The organism is Blautia sp. Sow4_E7, from assembly GCF_052116245.1.
In the GTDB taxonomy this organism is placed as follows: domain Bacteria; phylum Bacillota; class Clostridia; order Lachnospirales; family Lachnospiraceae; genus Blautia_A.
The window spans coordinates 25,075-42,893 of sequence record NZ_JBQKLL010000029.1 but is presented as its reverse complement, the minus strand read 5'-3'; the positions used below and the strand labels follow the sequence as shown (position 1 = coordinate 42,893).

Here is a 17,819-nt window from a genome sequence, read left to right as displayed (position 1 = left end):
AGTGAAAAACTCCAATCTATCAAAAATCGCATGTGAATTATAGTGAATTACTCCAACTCGCAAAGGGCTGGGGTAATTTTATATCTGACCGCATTATTATTTGGCGGTTACGATGAATGGATATGAGGCCACCCAGCGCATCCGTACTGGCAGGAACAAGCTGGGAGAAAGTATTCCGATCATTGCAATGACGGCAAACGCTTTTGTGGATGACGTGAAGAACAGCTTTGCCGCTGGCATGAATGCACATATTTCCAAACCCATTGATATGGCTGTTTTGGAGAAGACCATGAGGCGGCTGAGAAGTGAATTGGAATAGAAATTTAATAAAAAATCCGGGCAGCAGCTGTGAGAAATAAGTTTATGGCTGCTGTCCGGAATTTTTAATTTACGCGGGCAACAAGCCAAAGTCCGTGCCTGCACGAGACCTGGGCGACTGCCGCAATAACGGGCAAAATAATACCTTTATTCCGGCATTTCATCTGCCGGGATCAAAACACATGCACAGAAATTTTCCAAAGGCTGGAAGCATCGGATGGCAAGCTCCCGGTGAAGCTTGGCACTGTAGGTTTTAAGCCGACGGCTGCCGCCGTTTACTGCCACGTCTGTATAAGCGGCCAGCAGTTTTTTCTCCCCTTTGGGGAACACCTGATAAAAAGACTGATCCAGGATCTCTTCTGATTTCAGCTCTTCCAGGGCAAGCATTTCTTTATTACAACACCGGAAAACAAAGTCAATACCGGTTCCATCTTCATTAAAAATCAGCTCGATCACGCAAAAAGCAAGGGGCATATCGTTCAGGACAGAAAAACGTGTCCGGATATTGGTAGAGGTTACCTTGGAAAAATCCTGATGTAAAGACCTGTTCAGAAGCTTATGGCTGGCAGCACCACGTTTACGTCCCTCCAGACAGACACCGTCCAGCATGTGATAGGTACAGTTCTCGATATAGTCAATCTGCTGTCTTGCGACTACAGTTCCCTTATTTATGCAAAGATAATCGTAAGGCATAAGGATTTCATACAAATCCTTAACTGTGATAAAGGTCCTGATCACCCGGTCGTCTGTCATGTGAATACAAGTCTTATTATCCTGTCTGAGCAGATATTTAATATCATTTATATGGATTTTATGTTTCTTAAAAAATTTCAGGATTTTCTCATCCATATAAATATTCCTCCCGATCCGCTGTCACCTGAAAAAGAAAAGTAACTGCAATTTTTCTCTATAAAAGGACATGTCGCCTGTGGGCGACATCATGATATATGAAAGTCAGCTGCTCCGCGCCTATGGCGCTCCCACAGCTGCCGCCCGGGACTTTCATAGTAAATATACCATAACCGTATAGTTTTGTCAGTACACATGAAGAAAAAGACGGGAAATATAACGAAAATCACTTCTAAATGATCCTGATGGATGTTTTACACGGAAAATCTTTTTACCAGGTTGGCGGAAACCTCAATCTTACAGGTATGCTGTCTTGGTTCCTCAATCTGGGAAAGCAGCTCCCGGGCTGCCACCTGGCCCATATAATGTCTGGGAACGCTGATGGTGGTAAGGGCAGGATCAATGATCCGTCCCTCTGAAACATTGTCAAATCCCACCACGGCTACCTGCTCCGGTACCTTATATCCCCGCAGCCGCAGCGCCTTGATGGTTCCAATGGCGATCAGATCATTGTCTGCAAAATAGCAGTCTGCCAGTGCATCTCCACTGTCGATCACAGCCAGCATATCGGCCATAGCTCCGTCAATGGTGGGGGAAAGCTGGTGGATGATGCAGCGGGAACGGGACATTCCGTTGGCGTGGACTGCATGATAAAAGCCCTCCAGACGTTCGGAAAAGTTCCGGAGAGGGTACGCGGACTGGAGATAACCAGGCTGTTTCATTCTCCGGCTGATCAGATAATCAGTGGCAAGGTAAGCCCCCTGGCGGTTGTTGGGAACCACATAATTGCAGTCCAGGTTTTCAAAATAGGCGTCCAGAATCTCTACCGGGAAAGGCAGCTTCAGGAAAGGACGCACCATCTCTTCCCGCATTTCGGTACCAAACAGAATAATTCCCACACAGTCGGTTGTTCTTAAATCTTCCAGATAATGCTCCAGGTTATCTCTTTTTTCGTAGAATGTGATCACTTTCAGTTTGTAATTGTCTTTCTGTACCACAGATTCCATACCCTCTACCATGGCATCAAAAATAGGAGAGTAGGACATGATGGCATTGTGGGAACGGTAGCTTACCGCATAGATGCTTCCTGCTTTATTTTTCTTTAGGGAAAGCTTGGTAAAATCGTAGCCGTATTTTTCTGCTGCTTCGACTACCATGCGGCGCGTTTCTGTGCTGACGCCTGGCTTATTGTTCAGAGCCATGGAGACGGCAGTCTGGGAAAGATTCAGTTTTCCGGCCAGTTCTTTAGCTGTAATGGACATTTGCGGCACCTCCCGGAGTGATATTTGTAAAGTATAGTGATAAAGTTTTGCCTGTTTTTAGAAGTAAAATTATTTTCTGTGGAAACTGTTTATATTTTAGGGGCCAAAGTTTTTCCTGTTGTATATATTGTACTTCTTAATTGAAAAATAAACAATATATTTGCAAAAAATAAAGTGGAAATAAAGTTGAAAACACTTTATTTTTTATTGGAATAAAGCTGAAAGAGACATATACTAGAGCCATAAAGAAAAGCAAATACGATATCGAAAAAGACATTGAATTGTATGACAATTATAAACGCAATGCGGTTTCAGATGTTACAGTGGAGTCGCGCTGGGCTTCGGTTCATGGGATGAACAGAGACAGCACAGATTGCGGGAATGATTTTCAAACAGGTCCTGGGATATCGCAGAAAGCAAGAAATAAAAAGAAATTTACAGCTAAGAAAAACGCAAAAGTAAATAAATAAAATCAAGGAGGAATGCAAGCAATGGCAAACATCAAAATCGGCTACGCGCCAACCAGACGAAGCATTTTCAGTGCACCAGACGCAGTTAAGTATCGTGGACTTACTGCAGACAGATTAAGAGAGTTAGGAATTGATTTTGTAGACATCACAGATGTAAATGATGAGGGACTTCTTTATGATGAGGCAGGCCGCATCAAGATCGCAGAGAAATTCAAAAAAGAGAAAATTGACGGACTTTTCCTTCCACACTGCAACTTCGGAACTGAGTTCGAGTGCGCAAGACTTGCAAAAGAATTAAACGTACCAGTTCTTCTGTGGGGACCTCTTGATGAGAGACCAGACGAGAACGGCGTTCGTCTTCGTGATACACAGTGCGGACTTTTTGCAACAGGTAAAGTTCTCAGAAGATTCCGTGTACCATTTACATACATGACAAACTGCAGACTGAATGACCCGGTATTTGAGCGTGGCCTTCGTGATTTCATGGCTGTCTGTAATGTAGTAAAAACCTTCCGTAACATGAGAATCCTTCAGATTTCCACAAGACCATACGAATTCTGGTCAACTATGTGCAACGAAGGTGAGCTTCTTGAGAAATTCAACATCCAGCTGACACCAATCCCAATGCCAGAGCTGACAGATGAGATGAAGAAAGCAAAAGCAGAAGGAACAGAGGTTGCAAAGGTTGTAGAATACTGCCGCCAGAACATGGAAATCTGCATTAAAGATAATGAACTTGAGAATGTAGCAGCCCTGAAAGTTGCCATGAAGAACCTGATTGAGAAATACGGATGCCAGGCAGCTGCAATCCAGTGCTGGAACCAGCTGCAGAGCGAGATTGGAATTATGCCATGTGCAGCAAACGCACTTCTCAATGAAGAGGGAATTCCGGTTGTATGTGAGACCGATATTCACGGTGCAATTACCGCTCTTCTTGTTGAGGCAGCAGCACTTGATGACACAAGAAGCTTCTTCGCAGACTGGACTATCCGCCATCCTGACATTGAGAACGGCGAGCTTCTTCAGCACTGTGGACCATGGCCGATCTCTGTTGCAAGAGAGACTCCGAAGCTTACTTATCCGCTGGCATTCAGCCATCCGGGAAGCATTACAGCTGAGGCAAAACACGGCGAAGTAACTCTGGCACGTTTCGACGGCGACAACGGAGAATACTCCATGCTTCTTGGAAAGGCAAAAGGTGTTGATGGCCCGAAGGGTATGGGAACCTACCTCTGGGTTGAGGTGGAGAACATCAAACGTCTGGAAGCCAAGATCGTAGAGGGACCATACATCCATCACTGCGTAGGTATCCACAAAGACGTAGTTCCGGTACTTTACGAGGCATGCAAATACATGGGAATCACTCCTGATTTATATGATCCTATTGAAGAAGATGTGAAAGCATATTTAAGAGGTGAATGAGAATGGAAAATTTAAAGGCAAAATCCTTTGACTTAAGAAAAGATACTGTAGACATTATCGTTGCCGGAAAGGGCGGACATATCGGCGGTGATATGAGCGTGATCGATACTCTGATCAGCCTGTACTTCTGCCAGATGAACATTTCTCCGGAGAATCTGGACGACCCGGACCGTGACCGTTTCGTACTCAGCAAAGGTCATTCTGTAGAGGCTTATTACGCTGTACTTGCAGCAAAAGGCTTCCTGGATCTGGATGATATTAAGGCTCATTTTTCCAAATTCGGTTCCAAATATATCGGACATCCGAACAACAAGCTTCCTGGAATCGAGATGAACTCCGGTTCCCTTGGACATGGGCTTCCGGTTTGCGTAGGTATGGCTCTTGCTGGTAAAAAGGACAACAGAGACTACCGCGTTTACACTGTAATGGGTGACGGCGAGCTGGCAGAGGGCTCCGTATGGGAAGGCTTTATGGCTGGACATCAGTACAAGCTGGACAACCTTTGCGCAGTTGTTGACCGTAACCGCCTTCAGATTTCCGGAAACACAGAGGACGTTATGGGACATGACGACCTGAGTGAGCGTATCCGTTCCTTCGGATGGCATGTAATTGATGTAAAAGATGGAAACGACATTGACCAGTTAAATGCTGCTTTTGAAGAAGCAAAAACTGTAAAAGGCAAACCAACCGCTGTAATCGCCAACACTGTAAAAGGCTGCGGATCTTCCGTAATGGAGAATAAGGCAAACTGGCATCACAAAGTTCCGACACAGGAAGAATATGATCAGATCATCGCGGATTTTGCAGCAAGAAAGGAGGCCGCTCTTCATGAATAAGATTCCAAACAGACAGGCCATCTGTGAAGTATTGATGGATAAGGCAAAAGAAGATAAAGATATTATGGTGCTTTGCAGTGACTCCAGAGGATCTGCTTCCATGACACCATTTGCAGATAATTTCCCAGAGCAGTTCGTTGAGACCGGTATCGCAGAGCAGAACCTGGTAAGTATTTCCGCAGGTCTTGCAAAATGCGGCAAGAAGCCGTTCGCATGCTCACCGGCCTGCTTCTTATCCACAAGAAGCTACGAGCAGGCTAAGATCGACGTTGCATACTCCAATACAAATGTTACCCTGATCGGTATCAGCGGTGGTGTAAGCTACGGCGCACTTGGAATGAGCCATCATTCTGCACAGGATATCGCAGCTATGTCTGCTATCCCGAACATGAGAGTTTACCTTCCAAGCGACCGTCACCAGACAAAGCATCTGATCGAGGCACTGTTAAAAGATGAGAAACCGGCTTACATCCGTGTAGGAAGAAACCCGGTTGAGGATATTTATACAGAAGATAACTGCCCATTTGAAATGGACAAAGCAACTGTTCTGAAAGAGGGAACAGATGTAGCAATCATCGCCTGCGGCGAGATGGTACGCCCGGCTTACGAGGCTGCCAAATTACTGGAGACACAGGGCATTTCCGCAACTGTACTGGATATGTACTGCGTGAAACCTCTTGATGCTGAGGGCGTTGTAAAGGCTGCCCAGAATGCAAAGGCTGTTATCACGGTTGAAGAGCACGCTCCATTTGGAGGACTTGGCTCTATGGTAGCGCAGGTTGTTGGCGCCCAGTGCCCGAGAAAAGTGCTGAACATGGCTCTTCCGGATGCTCCGGTTATCACAGGTACCTCCCAGGAAGTATTTGATTACTATGGATTAAATGCTGAGGGTATTGCAAAGAAGGCTGTTGAAGCTCTGAAATAAAAATTAAATAAGAAACAAATTTAAGCGTGACTGACAGACTGCAAAAATGCAGAACCAGGATGCTGCTTAGAAGTGCTGTCCGATCGGGCGTGCTTCTGGGCAGTATCTGGTCAGGCTCGCTTATTTTTTTTAGAAAGTGAATTTAAGAGGATAGTAAAAATGGCAAAATATATTATTAGTATTGATCAGAGTACCCAAGGTACTAAGGCGCTTCTTTTTGATGAGACAGGAAGCATTATGCGCCGTACAGACCGCCCTCACAAGCAGATCATTAACGAAAAGGGCTGGGTTTCCCATGATCCGGAGGAAATTTACAGCAATGTTCTGGAGGTTGTGAAAGAGCTTCTGGAGGGGGTTGAGAAAGAGTGTGTAGTTGGTCTTGGTATCAGCAATCAGCGGGAAACTTCCCTTGCATGGAACAGGGTGACTGGCAAGCCTTATGGAAATGCAGTTGTATGGCAGTGTGCGCGTGCAGTTGATATCTGTGCCCGTGTGGAAAAGGCTGGCGCAGCAGAGATGATCCGCAAGAAAACCGGAATGAATCTATCCCCATATTTCCCGGCTTCCAAGATCGCATGGCTTCTGGAAAATGAAGAGGGTGCAAAAGCGGCAGCTGACCGTCATGAAATCTGCCATGGCACTATTGACAGCTGGCTGGTTTACAGGCTGACAGGGGGCAAGGAGTACAGAACCGATTATTCCAATGCTTCCAGAACACAGCTTTTCAATATTTTTGACCTGAAATGGGATGAGGAGATCTGCGGCTTATTTGGCATTGACCCGGCGAATATGGCTGAGGTTACAGATTCTGATGCCTGCTTTGGAGAAACGGATTTCGAGGGACTTCTTCCTCATAAGATCCCCATTCATGGTGTGCTGGGCGATTCCCATGGTTCTCTTTTCGGACAGGGATGTCTGCAGCCTGGTATGATCAAATCTACCTATGGAACTGGTTCTTCCATTATGATGAATATTGGGGAGAAGCCGATTCTCAGTACTCATGGAGTCGTAACTTCCCTGGCATGGAAAATTGATGGCAAGGTAAATTATGTGCTTGAGGGTAACCTGAACTATACAGGTGCGGTTATTACCTGGCTGAAGGACGATCTGCAGATTATTGCATCTCCTGGAGAGACTGGTGATCTTGCAAAGGCAGCAATCCAGAATGATGGTCTGTATCTGGTTCCGGCGTTCAGTGGACTGGGTGCTCCATACTGGGACAGCGAGGCGAGAGCTTCCGTAGTTGGCATGAGCCGTACTACCCGCAAGGCTGAGTTTGTTCGTGCTGCACTTGAGTGTATCGCTTATCAGATTACAGATGTTGTGCAGGCCATGTCTGAGGACGCTGGTGTTCCGGTGAAGGAGCTTCGCGTAGATGGCGGTCCGACCCGAAACGACTATCTGATGCAGTTCCAGAGCAATATTGCAGATGCAGGAGTTCTGGTTCCGGATTCTGAGGAGCTTTCCGCTATTGGACCGGCTTATGCAGCTGGACTGAGACTAGGCGTTTGGGACAAACACATTTTTGGAAAATTAAATCGTGTGTCCTATAAACCGGACATGGATAGAGAAGTACGGGAGAAGAAGTATACAGGATGGAAGAAGGCGGTAGCTTCCGTGATCACAAATAAATAAAAGAAAATGATCAAGGCGGACGACCGGGAGGTACGGTGTGTTTCGAACAACGTCAAAAAACGGGATTTTGTGAGCAAAATCCCGTTTTTTGACTAACTGTCCGAAACACAACGCTGCTCCCAGTCTGTGTGCTGGATGAAACTATGTGAATGTTGAAATATTTATTTAGAGGGAGAAAAAAGTGAAAGGATGGTAGCGCTAAATAAATGTGACACTAAATAAAGAAATTGGACTTGACGGTGGATGCTTTGTAATCGTAAAATTTTTGTATAGATTATAGAAAGACGGAGTGGGTTTTGGCATTTTAGTAGGGCAGAATTCACAAGTGAAAATGCAGAGCTGGAGGCTGACTGCCAGGTTTTTGTTTGAGGGCAGTAAAGGCTGTGGGCTGGCAGAAGCCAGGGACTTTGCAATAGTTTAGATTAGTTAAGAGAAGGAGAACAGGGAAATGAAATTAGGAATTGTTTACACAAGTACCACACCGGAGCTGATCGAGTGCGTGAATGAGGAGATCAGAAAGAATTTAGGAGATGCACCAGAGATCCTGAATTATCAGGATCCGTCCATTCTGGCAGAAGTAAGAGAACATGGATATGTAACGGCAGGCGCAGCAGCCCGTCTTGTAGGAATGTATATGCAGGCTGTTTCTGACGGCGCAGATGCGGTTTTGAACTGCTGCTCTTCTGTTGGCGAGGTTGCAGATGCTGCTCAGGATATTGGCCGTTATACCGGTATTCCGATTGTCCGTATTGATGAGGAGATGTGCCGTGAGGCTGCCCGTCTTGGAAAGAGAGTGGGTGTTTTGGCCACATTGCCGACTACACTGGAGCCTACTAAGAATACCGTTTCCCGTGTGGCAAGAGAGATGAACAGCCATGTAGAGCTGGTGGATGGTCTGGTAGATGCCTTTGGCGCAGACCAGGATAAATTTAAGGCACTTCTTTGCGGAAAAGCGGCTGAGATTGCAGATCAGGTAGATGTGATTCTTCTGGCACAGGGCTCAATGGCTTATGCAGAGGACGCAATCCACGAGAAAACCGGCAAACCAGTTCTTTCCAGCCCACGTTTTGGAGCACAGGCACTGGCAGCTGCATTGAAGGCTAAGGGATTATAATAATAAAGGAGAATAACAATGCTTACAGATACAACCAGATCCCCATACGCGAAGGTTCATGCCCTGGACGGAATGAACGTAAAATGGACCGGCGGTCTTTGGAAGGAACGTTTTGATACCTGTGCGAACAGCACCGTGCCTCAGCTGAAGCACATGTTTGACAGCAAAGACATCAGCCATGTGGTAGAGAATTTTAAGATTTGTGCTGGCGATGCAGATGGAGATTTTGATGGAACCGTTTTTGGGGACGGAGATTTTTATAAATGGATGGAGTCTGCCATTTATACGGCTTATCAGACCGGTAACCAGCAGTTGAAAGATGAAATCGAGGATTACATAGCCCTGATCGGAAGAGCACAGCAGCCGGATGGTTACCTTTCCACCAAACAGATCATTGGAGAGAGAAGCCAGAACGGCGTTTTCAGAATGGGCGATATCAACGATTTTGAGGTTTATAACTTTGGTCACATGTTTACCGCAGCATGTGTGCACAAGAGAATTACCGGAAAGGACAATTTCCTGGCAATTGCAGCCAGAACAGCAGATTATCTGGAGCATCTTTACGAAGAGGCAGAGCGCACCGGAGAAGTCCAGACTGCTGTTTGCCCCTCTCATTACATGGGATTGGTGGAAATGTACCGTACCACTGGGGAAGAGCGCTATCTGAGGCTGGCGAAGCAGGCCGTTGCCCTTCGTGACAGTGTAAAAGACGGCATGGACGATAACCAGGACAAGATCCCGCTGAAAAAGCATGAGAAGATCCTGGGACATGCAGTGCGGGCAAATTATCTCTATGCAGGTGTTGCGGATCTTTGCCTGGAAGAGCAGGATCCGGATTATATGGAGGTTCTCCACAAAGTATGGAGAAGCCTTGTGGATAAAAAGCTTTATATTACCGGCGGATGTGGAGCATTGTATAATGGTGCGTCCCCTTATGGATATTTCTTTGACCATCAGCTTGTACATCAGGCTTATGGTTATGAATATCAGCTCCCGAATATCACAGCTTACAATGAGACCTGCGCGTCTTTGGGCGGTGTTTTCTGGGCATACCGTATGTTCCAGCTTGAGCCGAAGGCAGAGTATTTTGATATTCTTGAGCGTATGATGCTGAATACCAATCTGGCAGCGCTTAGCCTGGATGGTAAAAGGTTTTTCTATGAAAATATGTTAAGACGTGCCAAAAAGCTTGATTATAAGCTGATCTGGCCGCTTACCAGAAGCGAATATATTCTCAGCTACTGCTGTCCGCCAAACCTGGCAAGAACCATTGCACAGTCCAGCGAGTACGCATATCTTACCTCTGATAACAGTGTATGGACTGGTATGTATGGTGCAAGTGAAGCGCAGGTGAAGCTGGAAAATGGCGGAGAGTTTACATTGGTTCAGTCCACGGATTATCCTTTTGACGGAACAATCCGTTTCACAACAAAGGATGTGAAAGTAAATGCTCCGGTTCATTTAAGACTTCGTATTCCGGGATGGGCAGCTGGCGGTTCCATTAAGGGCGCTGGTGCAGACCGTGAACTGACGAAAGAGGATGCAGGAACTTATCTGGATATTCTGGTTGAGGATCCGCAGAACATGGATGTACAGCTGGTTCTGGATATGGAGATCCGGTATACAGTTGCCAACAACATGGTAGAAGAGACGGTAGGCCAGGCTGCGATTGAGCGCGGACCGCTGGTATACTGCTGCGAGAGCGTGGATACACAGGCCGCTGATCTGGATGATATTTATCTGGATCTGAATGCGGAATTTACTCCTGTAGATTTCGAGATCCAGGGAAGAAAGATGACTGCCCTGGAGACGGAAGAGTACACCATCGACCGCTCTGAATTTGACAGAAGTGTCCTGTATCAGCCGCTGAAATATCACGGTATGAGCAGAAAGCATGTACGTCTGATCCCGTATTATGCATGGGATAACCGTGACTACGGCGAAATGAGGATCTGGTTCCCAATCGCATATACTGTATAATAAATTGAGTTATCATAACCTGCGCTATGAACGAAAAAAGGCAGTGCCGAGCAGAATCCGGAAGCGGCGGAATGGTAAATGCCGCTCAATTTCTAATTATACTTTGAACGAATAGAATGGAGAGTTATAGAAATTATGGAATGTAAAGTAATTCCTTTTCATACCGTCGAGGAGAGAAGCAAAACAGACGCCGCCAAAGCAGAAGCCCTTCTTTCCCAGGCAATGGAAGGTTTTCATAAAAAACTGGTAGTGTTGGATGACGATCCCACAGGTGTACAGACCGTTCATGATGTGTCTGTTTACACAGACTGGGAAGAAGAATCCATCCGCAAGGGCTTTGAGGAGAAAGAATCCATGTTTTTTATCCTCACCAATTCCCGCAGTTTTTCTGTGGAGGAGACTACAAAGGTACACCAGGATATTGCCGCACGTGTGGCAAAGGTGGCAGGGGAGCTGGGGCAGGATTTCATGATCATTTCCCGTGGAGATTCCACTTTAAGAGGTCATTATCCGCTGGAAACACAGCTCCTGGCGGATGGACTGGCGGACGGGAATGCAGGAGAATCAGAGAAAATGGCAGCTGACAATGGAGCTTCTGCAGGGAGCACAGCTGTTGACGGCGAGATCATCTGCCCGTTTTTTCCAGAAGGCGGCCGCTACACAATGGACAACATCCACTATGTAAAAGAGCAGGATAATCTGGTTCCAGCCGGTATGACAGAATTTGCCAAGGACAAAACCTTCGGCTACAAAACCTCAGATCTTACTGAATACGTCGAGGAAAAAACAGAAGGAAAGTACCATAAAGAGGACTCTATTACCATTTCCCTGGAAGAACTCAATGCACTGGATGTGCAGGGAATCAAGGCGAAGCTGATGTCCGCACAGAATATGGCGAAAATTATCGTCAATGCAGTATCTTATGCTGATCTGAAGGTTTTCTGTGCAGCCCTGGTGCTTGCAATGAAAGAAGGCAGGCATTACATGGCAAGAACAGCAGCAGCTTTTACCAAGGTTATGGGAAGGATTTCTGACAAGCCCCTTCTTGGAAGAGAGCAGCTGGAGGGTGACACGAAGAACGGAGGAATCGTCCTGATCGGCTCCCATGTGAAGAAGACTACAGACCAGCTAAACTGTCTGAAAGAACTGGATGGCCAGGCCGATTTTATGGAATTTCAGGTAAATGCTGTATTTGAAGAAAATGGTCTGGAGAAAGAGGTTGAAAGAACGGTGAAAGCAGCAGAGGAGAAAATCCTGTCTGGAAGAACCGTTGTAATTTATACAAGCAGACAGCTTCTTGCACCGGAGAATATGACTCCGGAGGAGAAACTGCATATTTCTGTAAAAATTTCCAATGCAGTGACCAGTATTATCGGAAAGCTTTCTGTGAAGCCGAAATTCATCATTGCAAAAGGCGGAATCACTTCATCTGACGTAGGAACCAAAGCTCTTCGCGTAAAGAAAGCCCGTGTTATGGGACAGGTGAAGAAAGGGATCCCGGTATGGATGACAGGAGAAGAAAGCAAATTCCCTGGAATGCCATACATTATTTTTCCGGGAAATGTGGGTGAAGTAAGTACGTTGAAGGAAATTGTAGAGGAATTGATCTGATTGGAGGTTTACATAATGAAAAAAGTAATTATATCTCTGGCACCTGTACAGGCAGGAACCAGTGTGGATGCAGTAAAGCTTGCAGAGGATGTAGAGAAAAGCGTAAAACTTGGTGCTGCTATGTGTCACCTTCACTGCCGTAAACCAGACGGAAGCCTTACACCTGACATTTCTTATATGTCTGAGTGTTTTGACGAGATTCTGAAACGGACAGATGTGGTAGTTCAGGCGTCTACAGGCGGTGTTTCGGATATGAATATCCAGGACCGCTGCAATCCGCTTGACTATCCCAAGGTAGAGAGCGCATCTCTCAATGGCGGAAGTACAAACCTTGGCGAAGCAGTTTATATTAATTCTTTTGATGATATCCGCTACTGCGCAGACGCTGTTTATAAGAGAGGAATCCTTCCGGAAACAGAAGTTTTTGATATTGGAATGTTACATAACATGGCAGTGGTAAAATCTGAGCAGCCATTTGCGGACCCAATGCTGTTTAATCTGGTATTTGGTCACAAAGGCGGCATGCAGCCTACTCCGGAGATGCTGGCAGCTTTCCGTTCCTTTGTTCCATCTGATGCACTTTGGGGCGTTACACACTTTGGACGTGATAACTGGACATTTCTGGCTGCTGCAATTGCTATGGGAGCAACGGTAGTACGTGTTGGTTTTGAAGACAGCCACTATCTGGCAGAAGGTGTAGAGGCCGAGTACAACTGGCAGGTGGTTGAGAAACTGGTAAATCTGATCCGCGCTATGGGTCTGGAGCCAGCGACTCCGGATGAGGCAAGACAGATGTTGAATCTGAGAAAACGCTAAAATACGATTTAAAAATATAAAGTGTTGGATTGTAATTATTCAGTAGATGTTATTCTGCGAAGTGTGTGACCATGAAGGTACTGAACAGTTACGATATACTAAAGAAATATATGTCAGAAAGGATGGGTTAAAACAAATGTTGGCAATCAAGAAAATATATATGGATTACGAAACAGCCCCGGTTGGTGTTTCCCATATGCCCCAGTTTGCCTGGGAGCTTGTAAGCGATAAGAAAAATGTAAAACAGAAATCCTACGAACTTCAGATTGCAAAAGACGCTGATTTTACAGATCTGATCTATAACAGCGGAAAAATAGAGTCTGAGGAATCTGCACATGTTTATGCAGAAGGTGCTTCACTGGAGAGCGGCAAACGTTATTTTGTCCGCGCAAAAGCCAGTGACGGCGAGGAAGAAACTGTCTGGAGCGATACTGCTTCCTTCGTAACTGCCCTTGCAGGGGAAAATGGAGAGTGGGAGGAAGGCGCACCTGCATGGAAAGCACCTTTTGTATCTGCTGAAACAGACGATTCCTATAAAAGCGTTTCCAAAGGAACCTATGTAAGAGGTACCTTTGAGATCAAAAAAGAAGTAAAAGAGGCCTATGCCTTCACGACAGCCCTTGGCCTGTACCAGTTCTATCTGAATGGCAGAAAAGTTGGCGAGGATGAGATGACACCAGGCTGGACTTCCTATAGAAGACACCTTCTCTATCAGACCTACGATGTAACCGGATATCTTCAGAAAGGCATCAATGGCGCCGGGGCAATGCTGGCTCCAGGCTGGTACAAAGGCGTTATGGGCCTGACAAAAGCCCGCAACAACTATGGCGACCAGACTGCTTTCACCATGGAACTTCTGATTCGCTACACCGATGGAACAACAGAATCTGTTTATACGGATCCATCCTGGAAAGGCTGCGATTCACCGGTAGTATTTGCAGAAATCTATGATGGTGAGACTTATGATGCAGCCCTTGAGATTCCGGACTGGTCAAAGGCAGAAACTACAAAAGGCGACTGGAAGCCGGTTCAGCTTGTATTCTTTGATACACAGGTTATGCGCGCGCAGTACGCTGCAAAGGTTCGTGTAATGGATCGTATTCCTGCAAAACGTATTTTCAAAACACCGGCAGGAGACAGGGTAGTTGATTTTGCCCAGAATATGGCAGGCCGCATTGAAGTAACTGCCACTGGTAAGCCGGGAGACGTGATCGAGCTTCACTGCTTCGAAGTTCTGGATAAAGATGGAAATGTATATCTGGACAATCTTCGTGCAGCCAAAGCAACAATGAAATATACTTTTGCAAGGGAAGAGACAGTTACCTGGCATCCGACCTTCACTTACATGGGATTTCAGTATGCGCTGATTGTTTCCTATCCAGGCGAGCCGAAAGCTGAGAATTTCACAGCTTGTACCCTTCATTCCAACATGGCTTCAAACGGAAGTCTGGAGTGTTCCAATCCGCTGCTGAACCAGCTGCATCACAATTTCCTGTGGGGACTGAAGAGTAATTTCCTTGATGTACCTACAGACTGCCCGCAGCGCGATGAGCGTCTGGGATGGACTGGCGATGCGCAGATCTTCTGCCGTACAGCCACTTATCTGATGAATACATATACTTTCTATAAGAAATGGCTCCATGATCTGGAGGTTGATCAGACACCAGAGGGCGGTGTACCGCATGTTGTTCCGAACATTGAGGAAGGCCGTACAGATGGAAACTGGCTTCTCCGCCAGGGACCTCACTCTGCAGCAGCCTGGGCTGATGCAGCCATCATCAATCCATGGACCATGTATCTGATGTATGGTGATAAAGATATTCTGAAAAAACAGTACAACAGTATGAAGGGATGGATTGACTTCATGCGTGCCCATGCTGTTGATTATATCTGGAACTACAAGCTGCAGTTTGGAGACTGGGTTGCTCTTGATGCAGAGGAGGGCAGCTATTTCGGTGCAACACCAAATGATCTGACCTGTACTGCCTATTATGCATACTCTACCGGACTTTTTGTCCAGATGGCGAAAGCCCTTGGAAAAGAGAATGTGGCAGCAGAGTATGAGAAGCTTTATCATAAGATCGTAAAGAAATTCCAGGAGACCTTCTTCGATGCAGAAGGAAATATGACAGCACAGACACAGACCGCACATATTGTGGCACTGTATTTCCAGCTGACTCCTGAGAAATATATCACAAAAACCGTAGAAGGTCTGAAGCGCCTTCTGGACAAAGAAAACGGACATCTGGTTACCGGATTTGTGGGAACTCCGTATTTCTGTCATGCACTAAGCCAGAACCACGCTCTGAAGGAAGCCTATGACCTGCTTCTGAAGGAAGACTTCCCATCCTGGCTGTATCAGGTGAAAAAAGGTGCCACCACGATCTGGGAGCACTGGGATGGAATGAAGGATGACGGAAGCATGTGGAGTGCAGATATGAACTCCTTCAACCATTATGCTTATGGTGCTATTGGTGAGTGGATGTACCGTGCAATGGCCGGAATTGAAGCTGATCCGGAACATCCGGGCTTTAAACATGCGATACTCTATCCGCGTATTGGTGGAAATCTGAAGTACACTGCCGGAAAATATCATAGCATTTATGGTGATGTTGGTGTAAAATGGGAAGTCCAGGGGAAACAGATTACTTTAACTGTTCAGGTTCCGGTGAATACAACAGCAGAGATCCGTCTGGATCAGGCGAAAGCTGTTCTGGAAAGCGATGGACTGACATTTACCAGGGAAGCAGACTATATGGCTGCCGAAGCGGGAAGCGGTACATACCATATCGCATTTGAACAGTAATCATAACGCAGAATGCGAAAGGGTGATGAGAATATGGAAAAGAAAAAGGAACCTTCAGGAATACAGAAAGCGTGGAGACAGCTGAGTATTCAGAATCAGATTTTTTTATCCATGTTTCTTATCACCCTTTTGGGTGTGGGCGTTTTGATGAATATTGTATACAAAACCTCTGTTGATGCTATTGAACAGAATTACAGGACATCTTATCAGTCTACGCTGAAGAATTCCAGCCGCGTTATGGATATGAATCTGAAGAACATTGTAGACGTAGGCCGAAATTTTCTGAATGATGAAGCTCTTCAGCAGATTCTGGAAAAAGGCAATGAATACGGAGGAAACAAGTTTACATCCACAGACCGTGTGAAGCTTCGTGTGATTGCAAATGAAATGGCTAGTCAGCAGGTGTGGGTGAATTATATAGTATTTACGGATCTTTATGGTCATGTGTATCAGCTGAACAATGTGAACCAGGGTACTTATGATTTCTATAATTATTATAGTGATAAGGATATTCTGGAAGAAAGCTGGGTGAAACAGGCAAAGGCCGCGCGGGGAAAGGAAATTTTTTTCCGTGAAAGTGTTTTAAAAGCAGGAACAAAGATAGGATTTTCTTATGCGAAATATATGATCAATCCCTCTGATGGACAGGGAATGGGCTATATGGTGGTCGGACTGAGCCAGAAGCTGTTGGGAAAATCCTTTGTCATGGGCAATGAAAGCTTTGATTCCAGTAATTTTATGGTTGTAGATGAGGATGATCAGCTGGTTTATTTTGTGGGAAATGAGGAAAAGGAGAGTGCAGTTATGCAATCCTATTCTAATCCTGGAGAGAACCATCTGTATCTGTTTTCTTCTGTCACCAATTCTACTACAGGCTGGCATATCGTAAACGTAGTGGAGAAAAATGAGATCAGTGAAGAGAGCAAAAATATCCGTCTGACTTCGTTTCTGGTAGCCGGTTGTGTTCTTGTAGTGGGTTTTCTCATGGCACGAATCATTTCCAGAACCATCAGCCATCCCCTGAAGCAGCTGGAAAATACCATTGCACAGGTTGGGAAGGGAGAGCGTCATATTACAGAAGAGTTTGACTACAGTGAGGTTGGCCGGATCGGACAGAAATTCAAGGAAATGGTCAATACGAACCTGGAGCTTTCCGAGCATCTTATGGCGGTGAAGCTGAATGAACGGGAAGCAGAGCTGCTTTTGCTTCAGTCCCAGATCAATCCCCATTTTCTTTATAATACACTGGATTCTCTGTACTTTGTTGCAATCATGCATGGGGATGACCAGATGGCAGAAATGGTAGAGGCACTTTCTGATAACTTTAAGCTGGCGCTGAATAATGGAAGCAAATATATTAAAGTTGCGGATTCTGTAAAATGGATGCAGGGCTATATGAAGCTTCAGAATATGCGCTATAATAATCGTTTTGAACTGTTCGTGGATATCAGCAGGGAAATTCTTCAGCGTGAAACGATTACCTTTATTTTTCAGCCATTTATTGAAAATGCCATGTATCACGGCCTGGAGCCGAAGATTGGAAAAGGAAAGATTTCCCTTCGCGGCTGGCAGGAGCAGAATAATATGATTTTCACTATTGAAGATGATGGTGTGGGAATTGACGATATGTCCAGACTGGAGAACGGTTATGGAGTGCGCAATGTAATAGAGCGTATAAAGTTGAATTACGGGGAAAAATACGGCGTAACATTTGAAAGCAGTCCAGGCAATGGAACGAAGGTAACGATTGTGGTTCCGGTAAGATAAGGGATAGG

Annotated in this window: 13 protein-coding genes; 11 read left to right on the top strand and 2 right to left on the bottom strand. The window is 45.7% G+C overall.

Annotated features, from left to right (window positions below):
* Nucleotides 1-112 precede the first annotated feature (112 nt).
* The gene (locus tag ACTQ50_RS14220) at nucleotides 113-319 is read left to right on the top strand and encodes a response regulator (protein WP_441484740.1); all 207 of its coding nucleotides are present in this window, start codon (nucleotides 113-115) and stop codon (nucleotides 317-319) included.
* 146 nt (nucleotides 320-465) lie between these two features.
* Here ACTQ50_RS14220 and ACTQ50_RS14215 read toward each other — a convergent pair whose 3' ends face one another.
* Both ACTQ50_RS14215 and ACTQ50_RS14210 read right to left on the bottom strand, forming a co-directional pair.
* Entirely contained in the window at nucleotides 466-1,167 is a 702-nt protein-coding gene (locus tag ACTQ50_RS14215) for a LytTR family transcriptional regulator DNA-binding domain-containing protein (protein WP_441484739.1), read from the bottom strand.
* A gap of 254 nt (nucleotides 1,168-1,421) precedes the next feature.
* A complete protein-coding gene (locus ACTQ50_RS14210; protein WP_441484738.1) occupies nucleotides 1,422-2,429 on the bottom strand; it encodes a LacI family DNA-binding transcriptional regulator in 1,008 nt (335 codons plus the stop codon).
* A gap of 491 nt (nucleotides 2,430-2,920) precedes the next feature.
* Between ACTQ50_RS14210 and ACTQ50_RS14205 the strand changes: the two genes are divergently transcribed.
* From ACTQ50_RS14205 to ACTQ50_RS14160, 10 genes are all read left to right on the top strand, one after another.
* On the top strand, nucleotides 2,921-4,321 hold the full coding sequence (locus ACTQ50_RS14205) for an L-fucose/L-arabinose isomerase family protein (RefSeq protein WP_441484737.1): 1,401 nt from the start codon (nucleotides 2,921-2,923) through the stop codon (nucleotides 4,319-4,321).
* Between the two features lie 2 nt (nucleotides 4,322-4,323).
* The gene (locus ACTQ50_RS14200) at nucleotides 4,324-5,157 is read left to right on the top strand and encodes a transketolase (RefSeq protein ID WP_226821291.1); all 834 of its coding nucleotides are present in this window, start codon (nucleotides 4,324-4,326) and stop codon (nucleotides 5,155-5,157) included.
* Nucleotides 5,150-6,082, top strand: a complete 933-nt coding sequence (locus tag ACTQ50_RS14195) for a transketolase family protein (RefSeq protein ID WP_226821293.1) — start codon at nucleotides 5,150-5,152, stop codon at nucleotides 6,080-6,082. The genes ACTQ50_RS14200 and ACTQ50_RS14195 overlap by 8 nt, the downstream gene beginning before the upstream one ends.
* A gap of 159 nt (nucleotides 6,083-6,241) precedes the next feature.
* Nucleotides 6,242-7,717, top strand: a complete 1,476-nt coding sequence (locus ACTQ50_RS14190; protein ID WP_441484736.1) for an FGGY-family carbohydrate kinase — start codon at nucleotides 6,242-6,244, stop codon at nucleotides 7,715-7,717.
* Nucleotides 7,718-8,165: 448 nt separating this feature from the next.
* Complete coding sequence (locus ACTQ50_RS14185) at nucleotides 8,166-8,831, top strand: aspartate/glutamate racemase family protein (RefSeq protein ID WP_226821297.1); 666 nt, start codon at nucleotides 8,166-8,168, stop codon at nucleotides 8,829-8,831.
* Between the two features lie 18 nt (nucleotides 8,832-8,849).
* Entirely contained in the window at nucleotides 8,850-10,811 is a 1,962-nt protein-coding gene (locus ACTQ50_RS14180) for a glycoside hydrolase family 127 protein (protein ID WP_441484735.1), read from the top strand.
* 135 nt (nucleotides 10,812-10,946) lie between these two features.
* Nucleotides 10,947-12,422, top strand: coding sequence for a four-carbon acid sugar kinase family protein (locus ACTQ50_RS14175; protein WP_441484734.1), 1,476 nt, complete (start codon nucleotides 10,947-10,949; stop codon nucleotides 12,420-12,422).
* 15 nt (nucleotides 12,423-12,437) lie between these two features.
* Nucleotides 12,438-13,238 (top strand): 3-keto-5-aminohexanoate cleavage protein, encoded by an 801-nt coding sequence (locus ACTQ50_RS14170; RefSeq protein WP_441484733.1) that lies wholly within the window; start codon nucleotides 12,438-12,440, stop codon nucleotides 13,236-13,238.
* A 160-nt stretch (nucleotides 13,239-13,398) separates the two neighbouring features.
* Nucleotides 13,399-16,044: a family 78 glycoside hydrolase catalytic domain gene (locus ACTQ50_RS14165; protein WP_441484732.1), complete on the top strand. Its 2,646-nt coding sequence runs from the start codon at nucleotides 13,399-13,401 to the stop codon at nucleotides 16,042-16,044.
* 33 nt (nucleotides 16,045-16,077) lie between these two features.
* A complete protein-coding gene (locus ACTQ50_RS14160; protein ID WP_441484731.1) occupies nucleotides 16,078-17,811 on the top strand; it encodes a sensor histidine kinase in 1,734 nt (577 codons plus the stop codon).
* Nucleotides 17,812-17,819 lie beyond the last annotated feature (8 nt).

What these genes read in the sequence shown, in the direction of transcription:
- ACTQ50_RS14200 (WP_226821291.1), top strand. Translation starts at nt 4,324, where the DNA reads ATGGAAAATTTAAAGGCAAAATCCTTTGACTTAAGAAAAGATACTGTA.
- ACTQ50_RS14165 (WP_441484732.1), top strand. Translation starts at nt 13,399, where the DNA reads ATGGATTACGAAACAGCCCCGGTTGGTGTTTCCCATATGCCCCAGTTT.
- ACTQ50_RS14190 (WP_441484736.1), top strand. Translation starts at nt 6,242, where the DNA reads ATGGCAAAATATATTATTAGTATTGATCAGAGTACCCAAGGTACTAAG.
- ACTQ50_RS14180 (WP_441484735.1), top strand. Translation starts at nt 8,850, where the DNA reads ATGCTTACAGATACAACCAGATCCCCATACGCGAAGGTTCATGCCCTG.
- ACTQ50_RS14210 (WP_441484738.1), bottom strand. Translation starts at nt 2,429, where the DNA reads ATGTCCATTACAGCTAAAGAACTGGCCGGAAAACTGAATCTTTCCCAG.
- ACTQ50_RS14220 (WP_441484740.1), top strand. Translation starts at nt 113, where the DNA reads ATGAATGGATATGAGGCCACCCAGCGCATCCGTACTGGCAGGAACAAG.
- ACTQ50_RS14185 (WP_226821297.1), top strand. Translation starts at nt 8,166, where the DNA reads ATGAAATTAGGAATTGTTTACACAAGTACCACACCGGAGCTGATCGAG.
- ACTQ50_RS14175 (WP_441484734.1), top strand. Translation starts at nt 10,947, where the DNA reads ATGGAATGTAAAGTAATTCCTTTTCATACCGTCGAGGAGAGAAGCAAA.
- ACTQ50_RS14195 (WP_226821293.1), top strand. Translation starts at nt 5,150, where the DNA reads ATGAATAAGATTCCAAACAGACAGGCCATCTGTGAAGTATTGATGGAT.
- ACTQ50_RS14205 (WP_441484737.1), top strand. Translation starts at nt 2,921, where the DNA reads ATGGCAAACATCAAAATCGGCTACGCGCCAACCAGACGAAGCATTTTC.
- ACTQ50_RS14170 (WP_441484733.1), top strand. Translation starts at nt 12,438, where the DNA reads ATGAAAAAAGTAATTATATCTCTGGCACCTGTACAGGCAGGAACCAGT.
- ACTQ50_RS14160 (WP_441484731.1), top strand. Translation starts at nt 16,078, where the DNA reads ATGGAAAAGAAAAAGGAACCTTCAGGAATACAGAAAGCGTGGAGACAG.
- ACTQ50_RS14215 (WP_441484739.1), bottom strand. Translation starts at nt 1,167, where the DNA reads ATGGATGAGAAAATCCTGAAATTTTTTAAGAAACATAAAATCCATATA.